This window comes from Devosia ginsengisoli (genome assembly GCF_024707105.1).
Lineage (GTDB): Bacteria > Pseudomonadota > Alphaproteobacteria > Rhizobiales > Devosiaceae > Devosia > Devosia ginsengisoli_A.
Genome location: NZ_JANQAJ010000006.1, coordinates 891,550 through 911,468, shown reverse-complemented (window position 1 = coordinate 911,468; position 19,919 = coordinate 891,550). Strand labels below are relative to the sequence as shown.

The following is a 19,919-nucleotide window of genomic DNA, read 5'->3' as shown; positions in this document are numbered from 1 at the left end:
CCGGCCTCGCTCAGGCCGAAACACCACCGCGCTGGTCTCGTGCTGCGGCTGCAGACGCATCACTGACGAAGTGGCAGGCCGCCGACTGGTTCGGCGCCAGGGGAACTAGGGGCGGCAGCACATTGGCGCAGACCTCCGGCCTGCCCAAAGCCGCATGCAGCGGACAACGGCTGCGGAAGGCGCAGCCGTAGGGCAACCGGCCGGGACTGGGCAATTCACCTGTGAGAATTTCCCGCTTGCGATGAACCTCCACCGCCGGATCGGGCACCGGCACCGCTGACAGCAGCGCCCGCGTATAGGGATGCGCCGGTGCGCCATAGAGGCGGTCGCGGTCGGCAAGTTCCACCACCCGGCCCATATACATCACCGCCACGCGATCCGAGATATGGCGCACCACGGCCAGGTCATGCGCGATGAACAGCATGGAGAGGTTCAGTTGCGTCCGCAGCTTGACCAGCAGGTTGATGATCTGGGCCTGGATGGACACATCCAGTGCCGAGACCGGCTCGTCGGCGATGATCAGTTCCGGCTCCAGGATCAGCGCCCGCGCAATCGCGATACGCTGCGCCTGCCCGCCGGAAAATTCGTGCGGATAGCGGCTTCCTACGGCCGGATCGAGTCCGACCAGCCGCAGCATCTCGGCCACCTTCGCCCTGCGCAAGGTCCGATTGCCGATGCCAAAGATGACGAGCGGCTCGGCCAGCAGTGCCTCCACGGTCATCCGCGGGTCCAGCGACGAGCGGGGATCCTGAAACACCATCTGCATGCGCTGCCGGAGCGCCTTGAGCCTGGTTCGGCTGGCCGATACCAGCTCCTCGCCGTCGAACCAGACCTCGCCGCTGGTCGGCCGGTTGATCTGCAATACGGCGCGGCTGGTGGTGGACTTGCCCGAGCCGCTTTCGCCCACCAGGCCAAGCGTTTCCCCGCGGCGCAGCGTCAGGCTCATGTCATTGACGGCGGCCACCTTGCCGAACCGCACCGTCAAGTTGCGGATATCGAGAATCGGTTCGCTGGTGTCGGTCATCGCTTCTCACCCTGAACCTGCGCGGCGGCAGCGCTGATTTCGGCCATCGTTTCGGCATCGCCCAGATCGCTCGTCCAGTCGGTATCCCGCAGCCAGCCATTTTCCGGATCGAGCCCCCAGCAGCGGGCAAGATGCCCTTCGGCGCCATCGGGCGCCGGGGCCAGCGGCGGCTCCGCCGCGCCGCAAATCGCACGGCGATAGGCGCAGCGCGGCCGGAAGCGGCATCCCGGTTCGAGCCGCGCCAGATTGGGCGGCAGGCCCTCGATCGGCACGAGCGGTTCATCCACCGGCCGCTCCAGCGAGGGAATGGAGCGCAGCAGGCCCCAGGTATAGGGCATGGCCGGCCTGGCGAAGAGGTCAGCGGTCGTCGCGGTTTCGACCACCGTGCCGGCATACATCACATAGACCCGTTCGGCCGCGCCGGCCACGATCCCCATATCGTGGGTGATCATCACCACGGCGGCGCCGGCATCGGCGACCAGCGATTTCAGCAGGTCCATGATCTGCGCCTGGATGGTCACATCGAGCGCGGTGGTGATCTCGTCGGCCAGGATCACCCGGGGATTGCATGACAGCGCCATGGCGATCATGACGCGCTGGCGCATGCCGCCGGAAAATTCGTGCGGATAGGCCTTGAGACGCGTCTCGGGCGCGGGAATGCCGACCCGCCGCAGCAATTCGATGGTCCGCTCGACCACCTCCCGGCGGCTGACGCGCTGGTGCCGGCTGATCGCCTCGCCGATCTGTTCGCCGATGGTCAGCACCGGATTGAGGCTCGACATCGGGTCCTGGAAGATAAGCGCGATGTCGTGGCCGCGGATCTTCTGCATCGCCTTGTCGTCGAGATCGAGCAGGTCCTTGCCATCGAGCGTGATCGAGCCCGCTTCGTAGCGCGCCGTCTGCTCGGGCAGCAGCTTCATCACCGAGCGGACCGCCACCGATTTGCCGCAGCCGGATTCGCCCACCAATGCGATGATCTCGCCCTTGCCCAGGCTGAACGAGAGCCCATCCACGGCCTTGACCCGTCCGCGGCGCGTATCGAAGGCAACCTCGAGGTCGCGGACTTCGAGCAGTGGCGCGCTCACCCTTGGCCTCCGTCCGACAGAGCACGCCGCGCCGCATGCATGGCCCGTGTATTGGCATTGAAGGGATAGAAGCGCGACGGCGAGGCATTTTCCTCGCGCATATTCGCCAGGATCGAGCTTTCGATGGCCTCGTGCTCGCGTCCCGCCATGGCGATCTCCTCGGCCAATCCGGCCGCGATGGCCACCACGCCGTCGTCGTCGCCCAGGATCACGTCGCCAGGCCGCACCAGAACGCCGCCGCACTGCACCGGCACGTTGTATTCGTAAGGCAGCAGGCTGGTCTCGCCGATCATCGTCGCCCGACCGCCCGCATAGACCGGCCAGCCCATATCGAGCGTCGCCTGCGCATCGCGAATGGCCCCATCGGTCACGATGCCCGCCGCCCCGCGCTGGAACAGCCGGCCATAGACGATCTCCCCGCCGGTCGAGGTACCGCTTTGGCCCATCGCGTCCGATACGAGGACATCACCTGGCCCACAGGTCTCGATCACCCGCCAGCGGGGCGTCGCATTCATGCCATCGGCTCCCGCGCTGGTGGCGATTTCCGCCTGCATATCCTCGCGCGACGGCAGGTAGCGCAGCGTCACCGCCCGCCCCACCAGCTTGCGTCCGGGTGCCAGCGGCGCCACGCCCGTCATCGCGATCGGGCCAGAACCATATTTGCGCCCGATGCTGCGCATATGCAGCAGATAGAATACGGTCGCCGTACCGAGCGTGCCGATCTTTTCCAGCAGATCATCCGAAACGCGGGGCGTATTCATCACTCGTCTCCATCGGTCGGGAGTGCCCCGATGCGGCGTTCTTCGTCGGTTGCCGGCACTTCCATAAGCCCTGCGCCGGCGCGGCGGCCGGCCCAGCCCGCCCCCGAGCGGCCGGGGCGTGGCGCTTCGATCGAATGGGCCTTGAGTATTTCGCGGTCGACAGTCAGCCCCAGGCCCGGGCTGTCGCCCAGCACGACATGGCCGTCCTCGATCCAGTTGTCGGCCCTGAGCATGGGCTCTTCGACCTGATCGTCATGCACTTCGAGGATCATGTGGTTCGGCAAGGCGGCCGCGACATGGGCGAACACCTTGGCTTCGGAGTCCGAACCGGCGCAGGGCAGGCCGTGCGCATAGGCCAGGTTGCCGACCTGCATGGCGCCGGTGAAACCGCTCATCATGCGGCCGACCTGCACGATGTCGGCCGAACCGTGTTCGATATAGGACTGGAAATCCAGCACGGTCTTGAGATTCTCGCCCGCAGCGACAGGCGCCTTGATGTGGCTCGAAACAGTGGCCAGCCCGCGATAGTCGGCCCGCTGCACCGGCTCCTCCACCCAGGTCAGGTCGAACCGCTCCTCAAGCCAGGTGATGCGCCGCACTGCCTGCTTGGCATGCCAGTATTCGCTGGCATCCACCATCAGCGCCGGCGGCTTGCCATTGACGGTCATCACGTCGCGGATCAGGGCGAGGCGCCGCGCGTCTTCTTCTATGTCGAGCCCGATCTTCAGCTTGGCGGCCCGAAAGCCCCGGCTCGCCATATGGCTGTAGAACGCGGTGAGCTGCTCGTCGTTGAGCGGCATGTCGCCGCCGCTCGCATAGGCGCGGACGCGATTGGTCTTCGCACCCAGCAGCCGCCATAGCGGCTCGCCATAGGCTTTCCCCTTGAGGTCCCACAATGCCATGTCCAGCGCCGACAGCGCCTCGTTCATGATGCCGGAATTGCCGCTCTTGAAGATGAGGTCGACCATGGTCTGCCAGAGCCCGAGCACCTGGCGGGGATCAGCGCCGATCAGCACGCGCTTCAGCCGCGCAATGCCATAGACCGCATTGGTCGAGGCGATGGCGATGCCGACATGGTCGGTATCGGTCAGAATTTCCACCAGGGCGTTGTTCTGGTGCGTGCGCCCGCTGGGCGCATGCGCATCACCACGACGCCGGCCCAGGCGGTATTCGAACAGTTGCGTGCGGACATCGACGATCTTCATAGTGCTATGCCTGTCAGGTTAGCGGCGGGAGTCGCCGCGCGGGTCGAGCCAGTCCCGCAGGACATCGCCGGCCAGATTGAGGGCGAGAACGGTGAGCAGGATGGCCAGACCCGTAAAGGCGGCCAGCCATGGCGCCCGCTCCATGTAGGAAAAGCCGTTGCGCATCATCGCGCCCCAGCTCGCCGTGGGCGGCTGGATGCCGAGGCCGAGAAACGACAGCGCCGCCTCGGTCAGAATGGCGTGACCGACCTGGATGGTCGCCATGACAGCGACCGGACCGGTGATATGCGGCACGATATGGCGGAAAATGATGCGAGCCGGACCGGCGCCGAGCGCCCGAGTGGCGACCACGAAATCCCGCTCGCGCACGGTCAGCACCTGCGAACGGGTAATACGCGCGAACATCGGCAGGTCGGCAATGGCGATGGCGATGATGATCGTGTTAACGCCTGGACCGAGCGCCGCCATGATGCCAAGCGCCAGCAGCACTGACGGGAATGACAGCAAGGCGTCCATGACACGCATGATCGCCTCGTCGACCAGGCCGCGGGCATAGCCGGCGACCACGCCCAGCAGTCCCCCCAGCAGCACCGCGAGCCCTACCGCGGTAAAGCCGATGCTCAGCGCTACGCGGCTGCCATAGATCAGACGCGACAGCATGTCCCGACCCGTATGGTCGGTGCCGAGCCAATGCGCGGCAGACGGACCTTGCAGTACGGCGCGATAGTCTTGTGCGTTCGGATCGTAGGGCGCGAGCCACGGCGAGAATGCCGCACAGATGATCAGCAGCGCCAGCAGCCCGAAGCCCAGCACGGCGAAGCCATTGATCCGCAAACGCGGCCGGGTGAACGATGACACTGCCTCAACCACGGCGAATCCTCGGATCGATGCGCGAATAGACCAGGTCGGTCAGCACGCTGGCGAACAGCACGGTCAGCGCCAGTACCAGCATCAGCGCCTGGATCATCGTGAAGTCGCGGAAGAAGATGGAATCGACGGCGAGGCGCCCGAGGCCGGGTATCGAGAACACTGTCTCTACCGTGGCGGCGCCACCGAATAGGGCACCCAGTTGCAGCCCCACCAGCGTGACGACAGGCAACAGCGCATTGCGCAAAGCGTGGCCGAACAGCACCTTGGCAGGCGACAATCCCTTGCTGCGCGCCGTGGTGATATAGTCCTCGTTCAGGACCTCCAGCACGGACGAGCGCACCTGCCTTATGAGGACGCCGGTAAACCCGGTGGCCAGCGCCAGCGCCGGCATGAACATGAGTTGCAGCGACCCCAGCGGATCCTGGAAAAACGGCAGATAGCCCGATGGCGGCAGCCATCGCAGCGTCACGCTGAACAGCATGATCAGCATGATTCCGAACCAGAATCCCGGCGTCGCGATGGCCGTGAGGGCAAAGAGCGTTCCCAAGTGGTCGGGGAACCGGCGGTAATATACCGACGAAATCACCCCCACCGGAATGGCGATGACCACCGAAATCAGCAGCGCCATGATGGCGAGTTGCACCGTCGGCACGGCGCGGGCGAGAATGGCGGGACCGATTTGTTCGCCCGTGCGCAGGGATTGGCCGAGATCGCCGGTCACGGCATGCGCGACCCATGTGAAATAGCGCACGACAATCGGCTGATCGAGACCGAGTTCCTGGCGCAGGAGCTGATAGCGCTCGCTGTTGCGAGCCCCCTCCTCGCCCAGCAGGGCAGCAGCCGTGTCACCGGGCAGCACCGATACGATCGCGAACGCAATAATACTGACGAGAACGACGACCACGGCCGCGGAGGCCAGCCGGCGCAGAAGATAGCCAAGCATTGCATATCCCTGTTGCAACTCGCGGAGCCACTGCCCCGCGAGTGTTGTTCTTCTCCCTCCCGCGCGGCCGCGCAGGATGGTCGACCAGGATTACGTCAGGACGTGAACCGGGTGTAACGAAGGTTGTAGTCGGAATCGATGCCGCTGATCCCCGGCGCCATGGCCAGCATCTTGGGCGCGCGAAACGCGATGAAGTGGTAGGCGTCGTTGTACAGGATCGTCTGGATTTTCCTGTAGATCTCGGCCCGGGCGTCGGTGTCGCCGGTGCGTGACGCCTCGGCCCACAAGGCATCCACCTCGGGGTTGGAATAACCCGCCCAGTTGGCATCCGAGCCGGTCATGGTCTCGCGCCGGAACAGGGGATCGACCAGCGCGGTATTCCCGTGTGACAGGGCCTCGAAATTGCCCGTCCGGCCCGCTTCCACCCATGGCGTGCGGTCCATGGTCTCGATGTTGAGCGTGATCCCGACCTCGCCCAGCATGGCCTGCATGATTTCCAGCGGCTGCAGGTCCTTGGGCCGGTTGATGACCTTGACAGTGAGGGCGGCGCCATCGGCATGACCGGCATCGGCCAGCAGTTGCCGGGCCTTTTCCGGATTGTATTCGTAGCGCGGCAGGCTCTCGTCATAGCCCGGCACGCCCGGATACCAGCCCCAGTAATAGCTCGCCTCCCCACGGCCGAAGGTCAGCGCGGCTGCCATGGCTTCGCGGTCGATAGCATGCTGGAGCGCCTGGCGCAGGCGTACGTCATGAGCGAAGGGCGTCGTCGCATCGGCCTTGGAGCTGATGTAGAAGCTCGGCTGGCCGGCATCGCGTCCGGGCTGGGCGTGGATCTGGATGCCCGCCGCTTCGAGGCTGTCGAGATCCTGCTCCAGCGGGTCCATCAGGTGGACATTGCCGGCACGCAGTTCGAGCGCCGACACGGACTGGTCGGGCATCTGCCGGATGGTAAAGCGCTCGGCATAGGGCAGCGGCAGGCCGTCGATACCGGCTTCCCAATGCCCGTCGAAGGCCACCAGCTCGACCCGGTCGTCGACCAGCCAGTTCTCCACCTTGTAGGGACCGCTGCCAACCGGCTTGCGGCCGAAAGCCTCCTCGCCCATCGCTTCGACGGCCTGCCTGGAGACCATGTAGACATTGGTCGCGTTGGCGGTGGTCATCATCAGCCGGAACAGAGGCTGGGGCGTCTCGAATTCGAGATCGAGCGTGTGGTCGTCGACCACCGTTATGCCGGTCAGCTCGGCCACCGACGTCTGCACCGCTGACTTCTCGTGGTCGCGCGCCCGTTCCAGGTTCCACTTCACCACCTCGGCCGTGAGGTCCGAACCATCGTGGAACTTGACGCCCTCGCGCAATGTCATGCGCGCCGTCGTGTCGCCGGTCTCCTGATAATCGGTGGCGAGTTCATAGCCGAGTTCGAGCTCATCGGCAGAGCCGGGCTTCAGCCGGTAGCTGAACAGCGAATCGAACACCAGCGACATGGTGCGGGCCCGTGCATTGGCGAGCTGCGGATCGAGGCTGTCCAAGGCCAGCAACTCTGCCAGCACGATGGTTCCGCCCCGGCTTACCGCCTCTTGCGCCTGCACCGGAAAACGCGCCCCGGCCAGAATGGCCATGGCCGCGGTGCCGGCGAGGAGTTGCCTCCTGGAAATATTACTCATTGCTTCCTCCCTTTTCATCCAAATATTGATCCAGAGTCATTCTGTCAGTCAATACTTGATTAATAATCAATATGTGCTAGCTATGCTCCACCTGCTTTAACCGGCGCCGGAGAGGGCCATGGCTGACAGATTGTCGAGCGAAACCAGAGGGACGCCGCTGCTTACGGCAGCGGCCGTCGCCACGCGCCTCGGCGTGAAGAAGGACACCGTCTACGCCTATGTGTCCCGCGGTCTTCTGGGCCGGCGCAACGGCGGCACGGGCGAAAGCCTGTTCGACCCTGCCGAGGTGGAGGCGCTGGCCCTGCGCTCGCGCAAGGCGTCGGCGCCCCAGGCCGTATCGCCGGTCTTTCGCTCCGCGCTCACCACGATCGTTGACGGCACTCCGCATTATCGCGGCCTGTCGGCCTGCGACCTGGCGCTGGACAGGCGCTTCGAAGACGTGGTGCGCCTGCTCTGGCATGGCAGCTTCGAGGACGGAGGGAACGAACCGGTATTCCCCCCGGTCCGACCCGAACCGGAGCTTGCCGATATCGGCGCACGCATGGGCCGGGACGCCCTTCCGCTGGAGCGGATGCGGTGCCTGGTCCCCTTCATCGCGACCGAAGATCCCCTGCGGCACGATACCAGCCACGAGCAGGTGAGTCGCAAGGCAGCGCGGCTGATGGTTCGCCTGCTTTCCGCCATGGATGCAATGTCGGCGCCGCGCGATTCCAGCCTTGCGGCGCTGATCTGGAGCCGCCTCAGCCCTCGTCCGGCGACGCCCGGCCTGGTTCGGGCGCTCGATGCCACGCTGATTCTGGCTGCCGATCACGACCTGGGCGCACCCTCGACTGCCGCCGTACGCCTTGCCGCAGCGGTGCGTGCCGATATCTATTCGGTCGTCAGCGTTGGCCTCAACAGCGGAGGCGGAACCGTGCAGAGCGCCTCCACACTCTCGATCGAAAGCGACCTCTTTGAACTCAATATCCAGCAGAATGTCGGCCAGTTCGTCGGCGATACATTGCGCCACGGCCGCGAAATGCAGGGTTTCGGCCACCGGGCCTACCCTCATGGCGACCCCCGCGCCCGCCTGATCCTCGATCTGCTGCGCCAAAGCGGCGAAGCGGCGGCGGATATTGCCCGTCTCGACGAGATCGTGGATATCCAGCGACAGCGCGGGCGCGAGCCGCCCAATATAGGTTTCGCCATCGCGGCCCTGGTGCATTGCGCAGGCATGCGCCGTGGTTCTGGTGAACTGATCTTCAACTGCGCCCGCATGGCCGGTTGGGTCGCTCATACGATGGAAGAATATGACGCGCCGCAGCCCTTGCCGCGCCTCAAGTCGATCTATGTCGGCCCGCAACCCGCTCAGGCTATTCCATGATGCAACGCCCCGCGCCCCAACCTCTGGAACCCGTTCCCCATGCCCAGTTCTGATACGCGCAGCCTTGGCGCTCCCCCAACTTCCGACCGGTCGCCATGCCGCGACTTTACGTGGTCATCGCGCGGCAGATCGCCGACTATATTCGCGACACGCCACTTGAACCCGGCGCCCAGTTGCCGCCGGAGCGCGACCTGACGCAACAATTCCAGGTCAGCCGGACCACGGTGCGCGAGGCGATGATCGCGCTCGAAACCATGGGCATTGTCGAAGTTCTGGTCGGCGACGGTACCTATGTGCGCGCGCGCCTCGCCTCGGGTGCACTGCGCTGGGAACGCGAGGGCGATCCCGGCCCGGGCCCGCATGAACAATTCCGCATGCGCATGCTGGTCGAATGTGCCGCCGCCGAAGACGCCGCCCGCAACATCACCGAGCCGGAACTCGAGCGCTTGCGCCAGTTCGTCGCCGCCATGGAGGCAGATGTCGATGGACCGGAGGCCGAAATGAACCGGCAGGCATTCCACGACGTCGTCGCCGTCGCATCGCGCAACAGCATTTTCGTCGATACGATACGCGACCTGTGGCGGCTGCGGGCCGGCGCCATGTGGAAGACCCTGGCATCCAGGGTGGTGCAACCGCAGCATCACGAAATGGCCCTCGCCGACCGCAAGCAGATACTGGCCGCGCTGGAAAGGCGCGATGCCGCCGAAGCGGGAGCCGCCATGCGCCGGCTGCTGGATCGCATCAGGCAAAGGTATTTCGACGACATATCCGACTGATCCCCATCGGCCATTTCCGCCCCGGCAAGGAAATTGACCTTGCCAACGCATAGGTATAATGGTCCAGCCATTGTACGTTTGCAAGCGCAATGGAGGAATGGCGGAATGGGGCAACGGTTGAATCAGGTGGATTACGACGTCGTGGTGCTGGGCGGCGGAGCTGCCGGCGTGGCCGCGGCCGTCGCCTCGGCCCGCAATGGCGCCCGCACGCTGCTGGTCGAGGCAGGCCCGATGATCGGTGGGGAAATGCTCAGCGGCCTGCCCATCGACGGCTGCATTTCGACACGCGGCGAATGGGTCGTGGGCGGCGTTTCGCGGGAGATTTTCGCCGAAGCCGAACGGCTGGGCGGCTATGTCGGCCACTTCTACGACTGGCGGACGATCTGGGTCGTCTGCGTCGATCCCGAAGTCATGAAGATCGCCGTGATGAATGTGGTGCGACGCGCCGGTGTCGACCTGCTGCTCTATACTTTCGCAGAGGATGTGGTGGTGCAGGACGGTGCCGTGACCGGCATCGTGGTCCTCAACAAGAACCAGCGCACGCTGGTCCGCGCCAAGATCTTCATCGATGCCTCGGGCGATGGCGATCTGGCGGTGATGGCGGGCGCACAATATGAAAAGGGTGCGCGGGACGGAACCGAGTTCCAGCCGGTCAGCCTGGTTTTCCGCATGGCAGGAGTCGAGGTCGACCGGCTGATGCAATTCGTCAGCGAGCATCCCGAAAATATCGCGGCGGCCGAAAATCCCTATTACGCGGATATTCCGCGTGAGGAGCAGGTGAGGCGCCTGGTGGCACAGGGCTTTCCGAAGGTGTTCTTCGTGGCCAACGGCCCATTGATCCAGAACGCCATCGCCACCGGCCTGTTGCACGAAACCGCCCTTATCGGCATCGGTCCGGTCTCGATGGCGCGCCGCGAAATCTATTGCAACACCACGCGCATCGCCAATGTCGATGCCACCCGCACCGATCAGTTGAGCAAGGCTTTGCCCGACCTGATGGACCAGGTCTGGACCAGCGCGGCTTTCCTGCGCGCCGCTGTCCCGGGCTTCGAGCAGGCCGTCTATTCCGGCATTGCCCCGCGGGTCGGAATCCGCGAAACACGCCGCATCATCGGTGAAGAGATGCTCACGGCCGAAGACGTGCTGTCGGCGCGCAAGCGTGAGGATGGCGTCGCCAAGGGCTGCCACCATATCGACGTTCACGGCGCCGGCCGCGATCAGTTGCGCAAGCCCATCCCCAATGGCGGGTCCTATGACATTCCCTTCGGCGCACTGGTCGCCAAGGGGCTCGAAAACGTGATGATGGTCGGGCGCTGCTTCTCGGCGACCCGCGAAGCACATGGCTCGGCCCGCGTCATGGGCACCTGCATGGCCATGGGACAGGCCGCGGGCACCGCCGCGGCGATGACCGGCTCGACCCAGGCGGGCACGCTGCGGCAACTCCCCGTCGCCGACCTGCGGGAACGCCTCAGGGATCAGGGCGCCGTGATCGACGGTACCTATTAGTCATTGGGCAGGAAGGTCCGCCTTCCTGCCATTCCCATCATGTGGGGCAGTGCGAGAAGGGGGCCGTTTGAAGGCATTTCGCACCGCCTGCGAAATGCTAGAGAATCGGCGTTCCGGTTTGCGAAGAGGACACGCCATGCCGAATGCCGCCCCCCACGCGGAATCCGTTGCCACGAATAGCGCGCCGGGCTCGCGTCCGCTGCTGCCGGGCGAGATTGCCGGCGTGCAGGTTGCCCATCACCGGCTGGGCCAGGACGCGCTGGCGCTGCGTGGCGATCGGCTGCAACTCGTGGTGCTGTTCCTGCTCGCCGGGGCCGCAACGATCCGTTCGGGTGGCGTATCGACCCGCTTTGCCGACAAGACCTGCTATGTGGCGCGGCCGGGGGACGATATCCATATCGAGGCTGACGGACATGCCGAATTGCTGGAGGTGGACTGGGCGCTGACCGAGCAGGATTACGCGCGGGTCGACCTGGCCGGCATGGCGTTTCCCATCGTCCAGGACTATGCGGCAAGCCCGCAATATCGCGACTATTTCAAGAGCGAGAAAACCATCAGCCGCACGCTGGTCGGGGCGCATGTGCTGCCCCGCTTCTGCATGGGTTCGGTGGAATCGATCGGGCCGGATCGCATCGAGCCGCATGCCCATCCCATGCTGGACCAGCTATTCTTCAGCTTTGCGGAAAATGACATCACGCTGCTTATCGACGGACAGCGCCATGCGCTGGGCGGCAGCACCCTGTTGCATATCCCACTCGGCTCCGACCATGGCGTTGACGTGTCGCCCGGCAAGCGCATGCATTATCTCTGGCTGGATTTCTTCCAGCGCCATGAGGACATGGATTACATCGCCGAAGTCCACAAGGACGTGCCCTCACGGACGCTATGAGGTTTCGCGGACCATAAGCCGAATTGTGCCGGCCAGGACCTCGCCGGGCGCCAGACTATGCGTGCCGGTAAGGTCATGACCCGCAGCGGCGAGGTTGAAGCCGTTGGCCACATGGGTAGCGGGTTCGAGACACACATACTGGCCGGCGCCATGCACCACGAGATGGCCAAATTCCGGGCTGGCGGTGAGGGTGATGTCCATTTCATCGACGGCGACGGCCGCCATGGTCCATGCCTCGACATAGCGTGTGGCTTCCGCCTGTGGCCCCGGCCCGTCCAGCCGCTTGCCCGTCGGCAGGTAGTCGGGCCGAAGCGGCCAGTGGATGGCTGCATCATGGGTCACGCGGCCGGCGGGGAGATAAGGATGCCAGCCCAGGCCAGCGGGCATCGGCGTCGTGTCCGTATTGCGCAGGGTGAGGCCGATGGTGAGGCCTTTGTCGCCCAGCGTGAAGCTCTGGCGCGCTTCGAAGGCCCAGGGCCAATCGGCATCCGCGGCATAGTCGAGCGCCAGTACGGCGTTGGCCGCGTCCCGCTCGACCAGCCGCCAGGGCCGGCGCTGCGCCGGGCCATGCAGGCTGTGGGGCAAGGCATCGGGATGTGGCAGCAGATCGAACGCCGCCCCATCGAAATGCAGTTGCGCATTCGCGATCCGGTTGTGATACGGCACCAGCGGATAGCCGCCGCCCTTGCCCCAGAAGAGCGGATCGGCATGGTCCATGGGGAGTGGCACGACAATGTCGCGGCCGGCATGGCGCAGCATGGTCAGCCGGCCGCCCAGGGCCGGCGCCAGTTCGGCTTCCAGGCCGCCCTGGGCAAGGCGCAGGCGGCCCGCTGGACTCACCGAGCCGACCACGAGCGGTCGAGATAGTGCTCCACCACCGCCTCATCGGGCGCAAAGCCCAGTCCCGGGCCGGATGGCAGCGCGATGCGACCGCCATGCGGCTGTGGCGTATCGAGGCCGATAAAGGCTTCGGGCGTGACATAGAGATATTCGAACAGCGCCGTTTCCGGCAGCGCCGCGAAGAGGTTGAGCGTCGCGAAATAGCCTGGCCCGAAATAGGGTGAATGCGGCATCAGCACGCGACCCGCCGCGCGGGCACTTGCCGCGATATCGAGGAAAACCGAGATGCCGCCCACCTTGGTCACGCTGGGCTGGGGGAAGGTGATGTTTGATATCAGGGCCTCGAAGGCAAAGGCCGTGCAGGCATTCTCGCCGGCGCCGATGGCAATGCCCGCCGCTTCGATGGCGGAGAGCGTTGCAACATCCTCGGGCGGGAAGATCGGCTCTTCCAGCCACATGACATCAGCTTCGCGCAGCACCGGCACCATGGCGCTGGCCTGCTCGCGGCTCCAGTTGCAGTTGACGTCGACGGCCAGGCCTGGGCCCTGCCCCATCGCCGCGCGTGCCGCGACGATGGGCTCGGCGGCAATCTCATGCAATTTGATATATTCGTAGCCCCGAGCCACCGCCTCGCCGGCATAGCGGGCGGCCAGATCAGGATCGCGATAGGCGACGAGGCTGGCATAGGCCGCCACACTTTCGGGCGGGTTTGCGGCAATGAGCCCGGCCAGCCGCTTGCCGTCCCGCTTGGCCTTGAGGTCCCAAAGCGCGATATCGACGCCGGACAGGGCGAAGATGGTAATGCCATAGCGGCCGAACAGATGCAGCGCCTGCTGGGTGGCGCGGTTCCAGGCGGCGATATCCTCGATGTCACGGCCGATCACCTGCGGAGCGATCATGTCCTCGACAGCGGCGGCCACGGCCCGGGCGCAGAAATAGCCGAAGGCCTCGCCCCAGCCGACGCGCCCGTCTTCGTCTTCGATGCGCACCAGCACATTATCCAGAATGTGCCAGCGCGTCGGGGTGATGCCCTCCCCACGCCCGCCATCCTCGAAGGGAATGCGGACGATACGGGTGGATATGCTCTTGATGCGCGACATGGACGGATTCAGACCTTCTGGCTTTTAACCCGCCCCACCAACTGGGACGGATCGACGAAGCGAAGAGCGATCAGCAGGCCGGTCATGGTCGTCAGCATGTATATCACGGCCATGGCGTCCACCGATTGCTGGGCCCGCACCCCGGCTGCGAACATCGAATAATAGAGTGCGACGATCAGCGTCTGGCTGTCCGGCCCCGCGGTGAGGAAGGTCAGCTCGAACATGGAGATCGTGCGGATCAGCACCAGGATACCCGCTGCCAGGATGCCCGGCATCAGCAGCGGCACCAGGATGCGCCAGAAAGTCGTGAGCGAGGAAGCGCCGAAGACGCGCGCCGCCGATTCCAGCCGCGGATCGATCTGCTCGATGAACGGGGTCATGACCAGCACCGCAAAGGGCACGCTCGGCACCAGATTGGCCAGGATGACGCCCCACATCGTGCCACCCGCGCCCGTCTGGTAGAGCACGGTCGCCAGCGGAATGCCGTACGTGATGGGCGGCACCATCAGCGGCACGAGGAACAGCAGCATGATGAGGCTCTTGCCCTTGAACTGCAGCCGGGCCAGCGCATAGGCCGCCGGCACGCCGACGCCGAGCGAGATGGCGACCACCGCCAGGGTGATTTCCACCGTGACCAGCAAGACGTGCTGGAGCTGGAACTCCTTCCAGGCCTCGCCATACCATTTCGGCGTGAACTGCTCGGGCAGCCAGCCCGTGAACCAGCCCGTGCCGAAGGAACTGACCACGACCGAGATGATGATCAACAGCACGTTGATGACGAAGAAGACCATGCAGGCGATGACGAACCAGCGCCATGCGCGCGGCAGCATTGTATCGCGGATGAAGTCCATCACCCTTTTCCTCCAACAACGGGGCCACGATAGGAAAACTGGCGCAGGCCAAGCACGATGCCGACGATGACCAGTTGCGTCGCACCCATCACCATCGCCACGGTCGAGGCCATCGACCAGTTGTATTCCTCATAGGCCATTTCATAGGCGGCGATGGAAATGACGCGTGTCGCCCCGGCTGGCGCCCCCAGCAGCACCGCCGATGGAAACACGGCGAAAGCCTGCACGAAGGTGAGGCAGAAGGTGATGGTGAGCCCCGGAACCAGCAGCGGCAGATAGATGCGGCGGAACTGTTCCATCGGCGAGGCGCCCAGGGTGGCGGCGGCGCGCGCCAGGGTCGGATCGATGCCGGTCGTATAGGACAGCATCATCATGAAGGCGAAGGGAAAGCCCGTGATCAGCAGGGAAAGCGCCACGCCCCAGTAATTGTTGAGCAGGCGCAGCGGCGAGCCCAGCAGGCCCAGTTCGAGGAGGCTGCGGTTCAGCCAGCCATTGGGCGCCAGATAGAGCATCAGCCCTTCGGCGACCAGAACGGTGCCCAGCGTCATCGGAATGACCAGCAGGGTGGACAGCAGGCGCTGCCCCCGCGACGGCGTGCGCAGCATGAAGGCAAAGGGCACGGCCAGCCCCACATTGAGGATGGTGACCGGCAAAGCGAGCCACAGCGTCTTGCCGACGGTCTCGTAAAGACGCGGTTCGCTGAAGAAGCGCTGGTAGTTGGCGAGCCATTCCGCATTCTCGCCCTGCGGATTGAACGAGGAAATGAAGCCGTAGATGAACGGATAGACGAAGAGCCCGACGATCACCAGAACGCCCGGCACGATCATCAACAGGCGCAGGTCGCGGCCGGCAACCGTCGAGGGATCGGCGTTTGCGCTGCGCGATGCCGTCGAGGCTGCAATGGTTTCGCTGGTCATGTCACGGCCTCGCGATGGGCTGGGCCGGCCGGGGATAGACCAGCAGATGCTCGGCCGGCACCGAAACATGCACGCGGTCGCCGGGGCGAACCGCATCGCTCACGCGGGCATGGATCTGGCCGCCATGTTCGAGATCGAGCTTCACCGTGCTGTCGCGGCCGCCATAGATGACGCTGTCGACGGTTGCGGGCAGGCCGCTATCGGAAAATACCACATCATCCGGCTTGAACGCGGCGATCAGCGGGCCATCGGCAATGTCGGTCAGGGCGGTCGCGTCCAAATCCGCGCCCTTGTGGCTGACTTTGAGGCGCCCGGCGCGCGGCGCGGCGGTCGCGGTCACGTCGAGCAGGTTGCGATAGCCCATGAACAGCGCCACATCGATATTGATCGGGCGATTGTAGAGCTCCTGCGGCGCGCCCTGCTGCTGCATGACGCCTTCCTTCATCACCACGATACGGTCGGACATGGCAAGCGCCTCGTCCTGGTCGTGGGTGACATAGATGGTGGTCAGCCCCAGCGTCTGGTGAATGCGCAGGATTTCCTCGCGCATTTCGATCCTGAGTGCAGCATCGAGATTGGAGAGCGGCTCATCCATCAGCACCAGCGGCGGCTCGATGACGATGGCGCGGGCAATGGCAACACGCTGCTGCTGGCCACCCGAAAGCTGGCCGGGCAATTTGTCGGCATGCTGCTGCAGGCGCACCAGCGACAGGGCGCTGTCCACGCGCCGGCTCTGATCGGCGGCGGACACCTTGCGCATTTCAAGGCCGAACCGGATATTCTTCTTCGCGCTCATATGCGGAAACAGGGCGTAGTTCTGGAAGACCATGCCGAAGCCGCGCCGCTCGGGCGGCAGCGTATCGATGCGGCGGTCATCGAGCCAGATTTCACCCGCCGTCAGCGGCAGCAGGCCGGAAAGGCAGTTCAGGGCCGTGGACTTGCCACAGCCGGATGGCCCGAGCAGAGAGACGAACTCGCCAGCCTTGATCGACAGATTCATGCTCGACAGGGCCTGATAATCGCCGAACGAGCGGGTGATGGATTTCATCTCAAGTTGCTGGAACACACTGGCTCTCCCGAGGGAAAATACACCGCGCGACCAGCAGGGCCGCGCGGCGGTTGAGTTAGGTCAGAACGGATTTAGTCGCCCTTGCCGGCACCGATCTCCTCGTCCCACTTGCGGAACGCTTCGATCATGAGATCAGGCTCGAGGATGACGTCGATCGGCGTGGTTTCGATGAGCTCGTCATACATGGGGCGACCGAACTCGGCCATCACCTGCTGGCTCTCTTCAGGCGCCATATCGATAGTGACCCCCTTCACCGACGGACCCGGATAGAGATAGCCGGCATCGTAGGTGATGGCCTGCTGTTCGGGCTGCAGCATGAACTTGAGCACATCGATGGCAACGGCCCGGCGTTCTTCGCTCAATCCCTTGGGAATGCTGAAGAGATGGCCGTCACCGATAAACGTCGTGTTGTCGAGGATCGCCACTTCGGCGCTGGCGGGAACCGTGCCGAGATAGCGCGGATTGATGTCCCAGCCCATGCTGGTGATGGCGATATCGCGGGTCCCGTTGCCGAGTTCCTTGAACGTGGTCGAGGTGCCCGACGGATAGTATTCAATGCAGGTATTGAGCTCCGCCAGATATGCCCAGGTCTTGTCCCAGCCGTTGATCGGATCCTTGGGATCGGAATCGCCCAGGATGAAGGGCAGGCCCATCAGGAAGGTGCGGCCGGCGCCGGAATTGGCCGGGCGCGCATAGATCAGCTTGTTGGGATTGGCCTTGCACCAGGCCAGCAACTCTTCGGCCGTACCGGGCACATCGGACACCCGATCAGGCATGTATTCGATGAAGGGACCCTGCTGGGAATAGGCGATCACCACACCCTGCATGTCGGCGAGGGCCTGCAGCGTCACCGCGCCGGGATTGAGGACCTCGTTGGGGTCACCGATCTGGTCGATATAGGGGGTCAGGTCTTCCCAGAGACCGAGCTGCATGCCGGCGGCGAGGCCGTCGGCCCCGGTCAGCACGATGTCGATATCCATACGATTGGCGTTCTGCATCGCCTGGATCTTGCCGGCCAGCTCGGGCGCCGGGGCCTTGGTGAAGGTGAAGCGCGACACCTTTTCGGGATTGGCGGCGAGATAATTGTCGAACACCTGCTGGGTGAGCGCCAGATTTCCCGAAACGTCGATCACGTTGATCTGGACGCCATCCGCCATGGCGGACGAGGGCATCGCGACAGCCGCCATGGCCACGCTCGCCATCAGCATACCGATTGCATTGGCTCGCGCTTTGCGGTGGCGCGAGATAGTTCCGTGTGACTGCTTGGCCATTCCAACCTCCCTGGCATTCAGTGCCGGGAAATGTATGGGCAAAACCCGGCAGCGGCCACAGAAAGTCACGCAGGCGCCGCCAAGCACTCTTACAATGTGAGATCAGACGAAAACGACCCCTATCGCCAGGGCTGTTGCGCCGCCGAGCCAAGTGTATGCTTTACGCGTAGGAAGTTCTGCTGCTGCGACAAACAATCTCAAAATGTGAGAGTGTGCGTTGCGGCAGCGGGCGCCGGGTTTTCGGAGGTACAAGAGTGACAAAGGTGGACCAGCCCATGACGGCGAGCATGCTCGACATGCTGAAGGCTTGCAGCACGGCAACGATCACAACGCAGTTGTTCAAGCGCAATTATCGCCAGCAGTTTCTGGTCGGCCTGACGCCGCTCAATCCGAACGCGGCCTCATTTGCCGGCGAAGCCTTCACGCTTCGCTTCATTCCGTCACGCGAGGATCGCGACTGGGATCTCGGCGACCTGAACAAGCGGGGCGAAGACAATATCCAGTGGGAAGCCGTCGAAGCGATCGGGGCCGGCCAAGTGCTGGTTATCGACAGCCGCAATGACGTGCGCGCCGCCTCCGCGGGCAACATGCTGATGACGCGGATGCTGCGCAAGGGCGTTGCCGCTGCCGTCACCGATGGCGCTTTCCGGGACGGCAACGAAATTTCCCAGATGACGCTGCCCGCCTTTTGCGCCGGGCGCACGGCATCGACCCGTCCGGCCTTCCATCGCGCAGCGGACATGCAATTGCCGATCGGCTGCGCCGGCGTCGCCGTCTATCCCGGCGATATCATCGTCGGCGATTCCGATGGCGTGGTGGTGATTCCGCGCCAGATCGCTGAAGAGGTCGCCCAGGACAGCCACGAGCAGGAACTGCGCGAGCAATTCCTCTTCACCAAGATCGACGCGGGTGCCTCCCTCTGGGGCACCTACCCGCCCAATGAGGAAACGCTGCGCGAATATGCCGAATGGCGCGCGCGTCCGGTGGCGAAATGAGCGCTTCCGCGGCCACGCCGGCAGCCCGGGCGGAAGCCCTGATCCGGCGCTATTTTGCCGCCTGCAACGCCGCCGACCGGGCGGAACTGATCGCCTGCTTCACCCAAGACGCGGTGCATTATTTCCCGCCCGGCCTGCCCGGCGCGCCCTGGCGCGGCGCCGAGGCCATTGCCGACGGCTGGGTGTGGTGCGTCAGGACGCTGGGTTCGCGCTGGACCATCGAAAAGGTGCTGGCCGGAGCCGATGGCCACGAGGCGGTGATCGAGTGGACGCATTGGAAGACCGGCGTCGACCAGGTGCTGCGCGGCGACGAATGGTACATCTTCAACGAAGATATCACCCGCATCAGCGAAATCCGCGCCTATTACGCCTCCCCGGTCGACCGGACCAATGCGGTGAACGGGTTGCACGATTTCGACTATGCCGCGCGCGGCTATCACCTTGCGCCACCCTCCGCCCCGCCCAAACTCGATTGAGGCCGACATGCAGTTCACCATCATCGCACGCGACGACACCGCCGAGGGCACGCTGGACCGGCGTCTCGCCAATCGCGCGGCACATATGGAACGCATTCACGAATTGAAGGCCGAAGGCGTGATCATCGATGGCGGGGCCATGCTCGACGAGGCGGGCCGGATGATCGGCTCCATCGTGCTCTGCGAAGTGCCCGATCGCGCCGCGCTCGACGCGCTGATCGCCAGCGAGATTTACTACCAGCAGGGCGTATGGAAGGATATCGATATCCTTCCCTTCCGGCGCGTGGCGTGGCACTCCGCCTAGGCCGTACCGGCAT

At 64.6% G+C, this 19,919-nt stretch carries 20 protein-coding genes; 7 read left to right on the top strand and 13 right to left on the bottom strand.

Annotation, left to right across the window (positions count from 1 at the left end; genetic code table 11):
* Nucleotides 1-10: 10 nt before the first annotated feature.
* The 7 genes from NVV79_RS08335 to NVV79_RS08305 all read right to left on the bottom strand — a co-directional run bounded on the left by NVV79_RS08335 (nt 11) and on the right by NVV79_RS08305 (nt 7,549).
* Nucleotides 11-1,024 carry an ABC transporter ATP-binding protein gene (locus NVV79_RS08335; RefSeq protein ID WP_303987991.1) on the bottom strand — a complete coding sequence of 338 codons (1,014 nt, stop codon included), beginning with the start codon at nt 1,022-1,024 and terminating at the stop codon, nt 11-13.
* Nucleotides 1,021-2,109: an ABC transporter ATP-binding protein gene (locus tag NVV79_RS08330; RefSeq protein WP_303987989.1), complete on the bottom strand. Its 1,089-nt coding sequence runs from the start codon at nt 2,107-2,109 to the stop codon at nt 1,021-1,023. The genes NVV79_RS08335 and NVV79_RS08330 overlap by 4 nt, the downstream gene beginning before the upstream one ends.
* Nucleotides 2,106-2,870, bottom strand: coding sequence for a hypothetical protein (locus tag NVV79_RS08325; RefSeq protein WP_303987987.1), 765 nt, complete (start codon nt 2,868-2,870; stop codon nt 2,106-2,108). Before NVV79_RS08325 ends, NVV79_RS08330 begins: the two co-directional genes overlap by 4 nt.
* Entirely contained in the window at nt 2,870-4,075 is a 1,206-nt protein-coding gene (locus NVV79_RS08320) for a mandelate racemase/muconate lactonizing enzyme family protein (RefSeq protein ID WP_303987985.1), read from the bottom strand. The genes NVV79_RS08325 and NVV79_RS08320 overlap by 1 nt, the downstream gene beginning before the upstream one ends.
* An 18-nt stretch (nt 4,076-4,093) precedes the next feature.
* Nucleotides 4,094-4,945, bottom strand: coding sequence for an ABC transporter permease (locus NVV79_RS08315; protein WP_303987983.1), 852 nt, complete (start codon nt 4,943-4,945; stop codon nt 4,094-4,096).
* The gene (locus tag NVV79_RS08310; protein ID WP_303987981.1) at nt 4,938-5,888 is read right to left on the bottom strand and encodes an ABC transporter permease; all 951 of its coding nucleotides are present in this window, start codon (nt 5,886-5,888) and stop codon (nt 4,938-4,940) included. The genes NVV79_RS08315 and NVV79_RS08310 overlap by 8 nt, the downstream gene beginning before the upstream one ends.
* A gap of 95 nt (nt 5,889-5,983) precedes the next feature.
* Complete coding sequence (locus tag NVV79_RS08305) at nt 5,984-7,549, bottom strand: ABC transporter substrate-binding protein (protein ID WP_303987980.1); 1,566 nt, start codon at nt 7,547-7,549, stop codon at nt 5,984-5,986.
* Between the two features lie 118 nt (nt 7,550-7,667).
* Between NVV79_RS08305 and NVV79_RS08300 the strand changes: the two genes are divergently transcribed.
* From NVV79_RS08300 to NVV79_RS08285, 4 genes are all read left to right on the top strand, one after another.
* Nucleotides 7,668-8,912, top strand: a complete 1,245-nt coding sequence (locus NVV79_RS08300; protein ID WP_303987978.1) for a citrate synthase — start codon at nt 7,668-7,670, stop codon at nt 8,910-8,912.
* Between the two features lie 95 nt (nt 8,913-9,007).
* Entirely contained in the window at nt 9,008-9,688 is a 681-nt protein-coding gene (locus NVV79_RS08295) for a FadR/GntR family transcriptional regulator (RefSeq protein WP_303987977.1), read from the top strand.
* A gap of 105 nt (nt 9,689-9,793) precedes the next feature.
* A complete protein-coding gene (locus NVV79_RS08290; RefSeq protein WP_303987976.1) occupies nt 9,794-11,194 on the top strand; it encodes an FAD-dependent oxidoreductase in 1,401 nt (466 codons plus the stop codon).
* A gap of 136 nt (nt 11,195-11,330) precedes the next feature.
* On the top strand, nt 11,331-12,083 hold the full coding sequence (locus NVV79_RS08285; RefSeq protein WP_303987974.1) for a hypothetical protein: 753 nt from the start codon (nt 11,331-11,333) through the stop codon (nt 12,081-12,083).
* Here NVV79_RS08285 and NVV79_RS08280 read toward each other — a convergent pair.
* From NVV79_RS08280 to NVV79_RS08255, 6 genes are all read right to left on the bottom strand, one after another.
* Nucleotides 12,078-12,923: an aldose 1-epimerase gene (locus NVV79_RS08280; protein WP_303987972.1), complete on the bottom strand. Its 846-nt coding sequence runs from the start codon at nt 12,921-12,923 to the stop codon at nt 12,078-12,080. The two genes, NVV79_RS08285 and NVV79_RS08280, sit on opposite strands and share 6 nt — an antisense overlap.
* Nucleotides 12,920-14,023 (bottom strand): mandelate racemase/muconate lactonizing enzyme family protein, encoded by a 1,104-nt coding sequence (locus tag NVV79_RS08275; RefSeq protein ID WP_303987971.1) that lies wholly within the window; start codon nt 14,021-14,023, stop codon nt 12,920-12,922. The genes NVV79_RS08280 and NVV79_RS08275 overlap by 4 nt, the downstream gene beginning before the upstream one ends.
* 8 nt (nt 14,024-14,031) lie before the next feature.
* Nucleotides 14,032-14,853 (bottom strand): ABC transporter permease, encoded by an 822-nt coding sequence (locus NVV79_RS08270; RefSeq protein WP_303988369.1) that lies wholly within the window; start codon nt 14,851-14,853, stop codon nt 14,032-14,034.
* 20 nt (nt 14,854-14,873) lie between these two features.
* Nucleotides 14,874-15,701 carry an ABC transporter permease gene (locus NVV79_RS08265; RefSeq protein ID WP_303988367.1) on the bottom strand — a complete coding sequence of 276 codons (828 nt, stop codon included), beginning with the start codon at nt 15,699-15,701 and terminating at the stop codon, nt 14,874-14,876.
* Between the two features lie 91 nt (nt 15,702-15,792).
* Nucleotides 15,793-16,857, bottom strand: a complete 1,065-nt coding sequence (locus tag NVV79_RS08260) for an ABC transporter ATP-binding protein (RefSeq protein ID WP_303987969.1) — start codon at nt 16,855-16,857, stop codon at nt 15,793-15,795.
* A 74-nt stretch (nt 16,858-16,931) separates the two neighbouring features.
* A complete protein-coding gene (locus NVV79_RS08255; protein ID WP_303987967.1) occupies nt 16,932-18,131 on the bottom strand; it encodes an extracellular solute-binding protein in 1,200 nt (399 codons plus the stop codon).
* A gap of 254 nt (nt 18,132-18,385) precedes the next feature.
* Here NVV79_RS08255 and NVV79_RS08250 point away from each other — a divergent pair, with 254 nt between their 5' ends.
* Genes NVV79_RS08250 through NVV79_RS08240 form a run of 3 tightly spaced genes read left to right on the top strand, consistent with a single transcriptional unit; the run spans nt 18,386 to nt 19,906 of the window.
* Nucleotides 18,386-19,126 (top strand): ribonuclease activity regulator RraA, encoded by a 741-nt coding sequence (locus tag NVV79_RS08250; RefSeq protein ID WP_303987965.1) that lies wholly within the window; start codon nt 18,386-18,388, stop codon nt 19,124-19,126.
* The gene (locus NVV79_RS08245) at nt 19,123-19,602 is read left to right on the top strand and encodes a nuclear transport factor 2 family protein (protein WP_303987962.1); all 480 of its coding nucleotides are present in this window, start codon (nt 19,123-19,125) and stop codon (nt 19,600-19,602) included. Before NVV79_RS08250 ends, NVV79_RS08245 begins: the two co-directional genes overlap by 4 nt.
* A gap of 7 nt (nt 19,603-19,609) precedes the next feature.
* Nucleotides 19,610-19,906: a YciI family protein gene (locus tag NVV79_RS08240; protein ID WP_303987961.1), complete on the top strand. Its 297-nt coding sequence runs from the start codon at nt 19,610-19,612 to the stop codon at nt 19,904-19,906.
* Nucleotides 19,907-19,919: the final 13 nt, after the last annotated feature.

Bases quoted from the DNA above. Each gene is read 5' to 3' on its own strand.
- NVV79_RS08295 (WP_303987977.1), top strand. From the start codon at position 9,008: ATGCCGCGACTTTACGTGGTCATCGCGCGGCAGATCGCCGACTATATT.
- NVV79_RS08300 (WP_303987978.1), top strand. From the start codon at position 7,668: ATGGCTGACAGATTGTCGAGCGAAACCAGAGGGACGCCGCTGCTTACG.
- NVV79_RS08275 (WP_303987971.1), bottom strand. From the start codon at position 14,023: ATGTCGCGCATCAAGAGCATATCCACCCGTATCGTCCGCATTCCCTTC.
- NVV79_RS08310 (WP_303987981.1), bottom strand. From the start codon at position 5,888: ATGCTTGGCTATCTTCTGCGCCGGCTGGCCTCCGCGGCCGTGGTCGTC.
- NVV79_RS08320 (WP_303987985.1), bottom strand. From the start codon at position 4,075: ATGAAGATCGTCGATGTCCGCACGCAACTGTTCGAATACCGCCTGGGC.
- NVV79_RS08305 (WP_303987980.1), bottom strand. From the start codon at position 7,549: ATGAGTAATATTTCCAGGAGGCAACTCCTCGCCGGCACCGCGGCCATG.
- NVV79_RS08265 (WP_303988367.1), bottom strand. From the start codon at position 15,701: ATGATCGTGCCGGGCGTTCTGGTGATCGTCGGGCTCTTCGTCTATCCG.
- NVV79_RS08290 (WP_303987976.1), top strand. From the start codon at position 9,794: ATGGGGCAACGGTTGAATCAGGTGGATTACGACGTCGTGGTGCTGGGC.
- NVV79_RS08285 (WP_303987974.1), top strand. From the start codon at position 11,331: ATGCCGAATGCCGCCCCCCACGCGGAATCCGTTGCCACGAATAGCGCG.
- NVV79_RS08255 (WP_303987967.1), bottom strand. From the start codon at position 18,131: ATGGCCAAGCAGTCACACGGAACTATCTCGCGCCACCGCAAAGCGCGA.
- NVV79_RS08245 (WP_303987962.1), top strand. From the start codon at position 19,123: ATGAGCGCTTCCGCGGCCACGCCGGCAGCCCGGGCGGAAGCCCTGATC.
- NVV79_RS08335 (WP_303987991.1), bottom strand. From the start codon at position 1,024: ATGACCGACACCAGCGAACCGATTCTCGATATCCGCAACTTGACGGTG.
- NVV79_RS08270 (WP_303988369.1), bottom strand. From the start codon at position 14,853: ATGCTGCCGCGCGCATGGCGCTGGTTCGTCATCGCCTGCATGGTCTTC.
- NVV79_RS08240 (WP_303987961.1), top strand. From the start codon at position 19,610: ATGCAGTTCACCATCATCGCACGCGACGACACCGCCGAGGGCACGCTG.
- NVV79_RS08325 (WP_303987987.1), bottom strand. From the start codon at position 2,870: ATGAATACGCCCCGCGTTTCGGATGATCTGCTGGAAAAGATCGGCACG.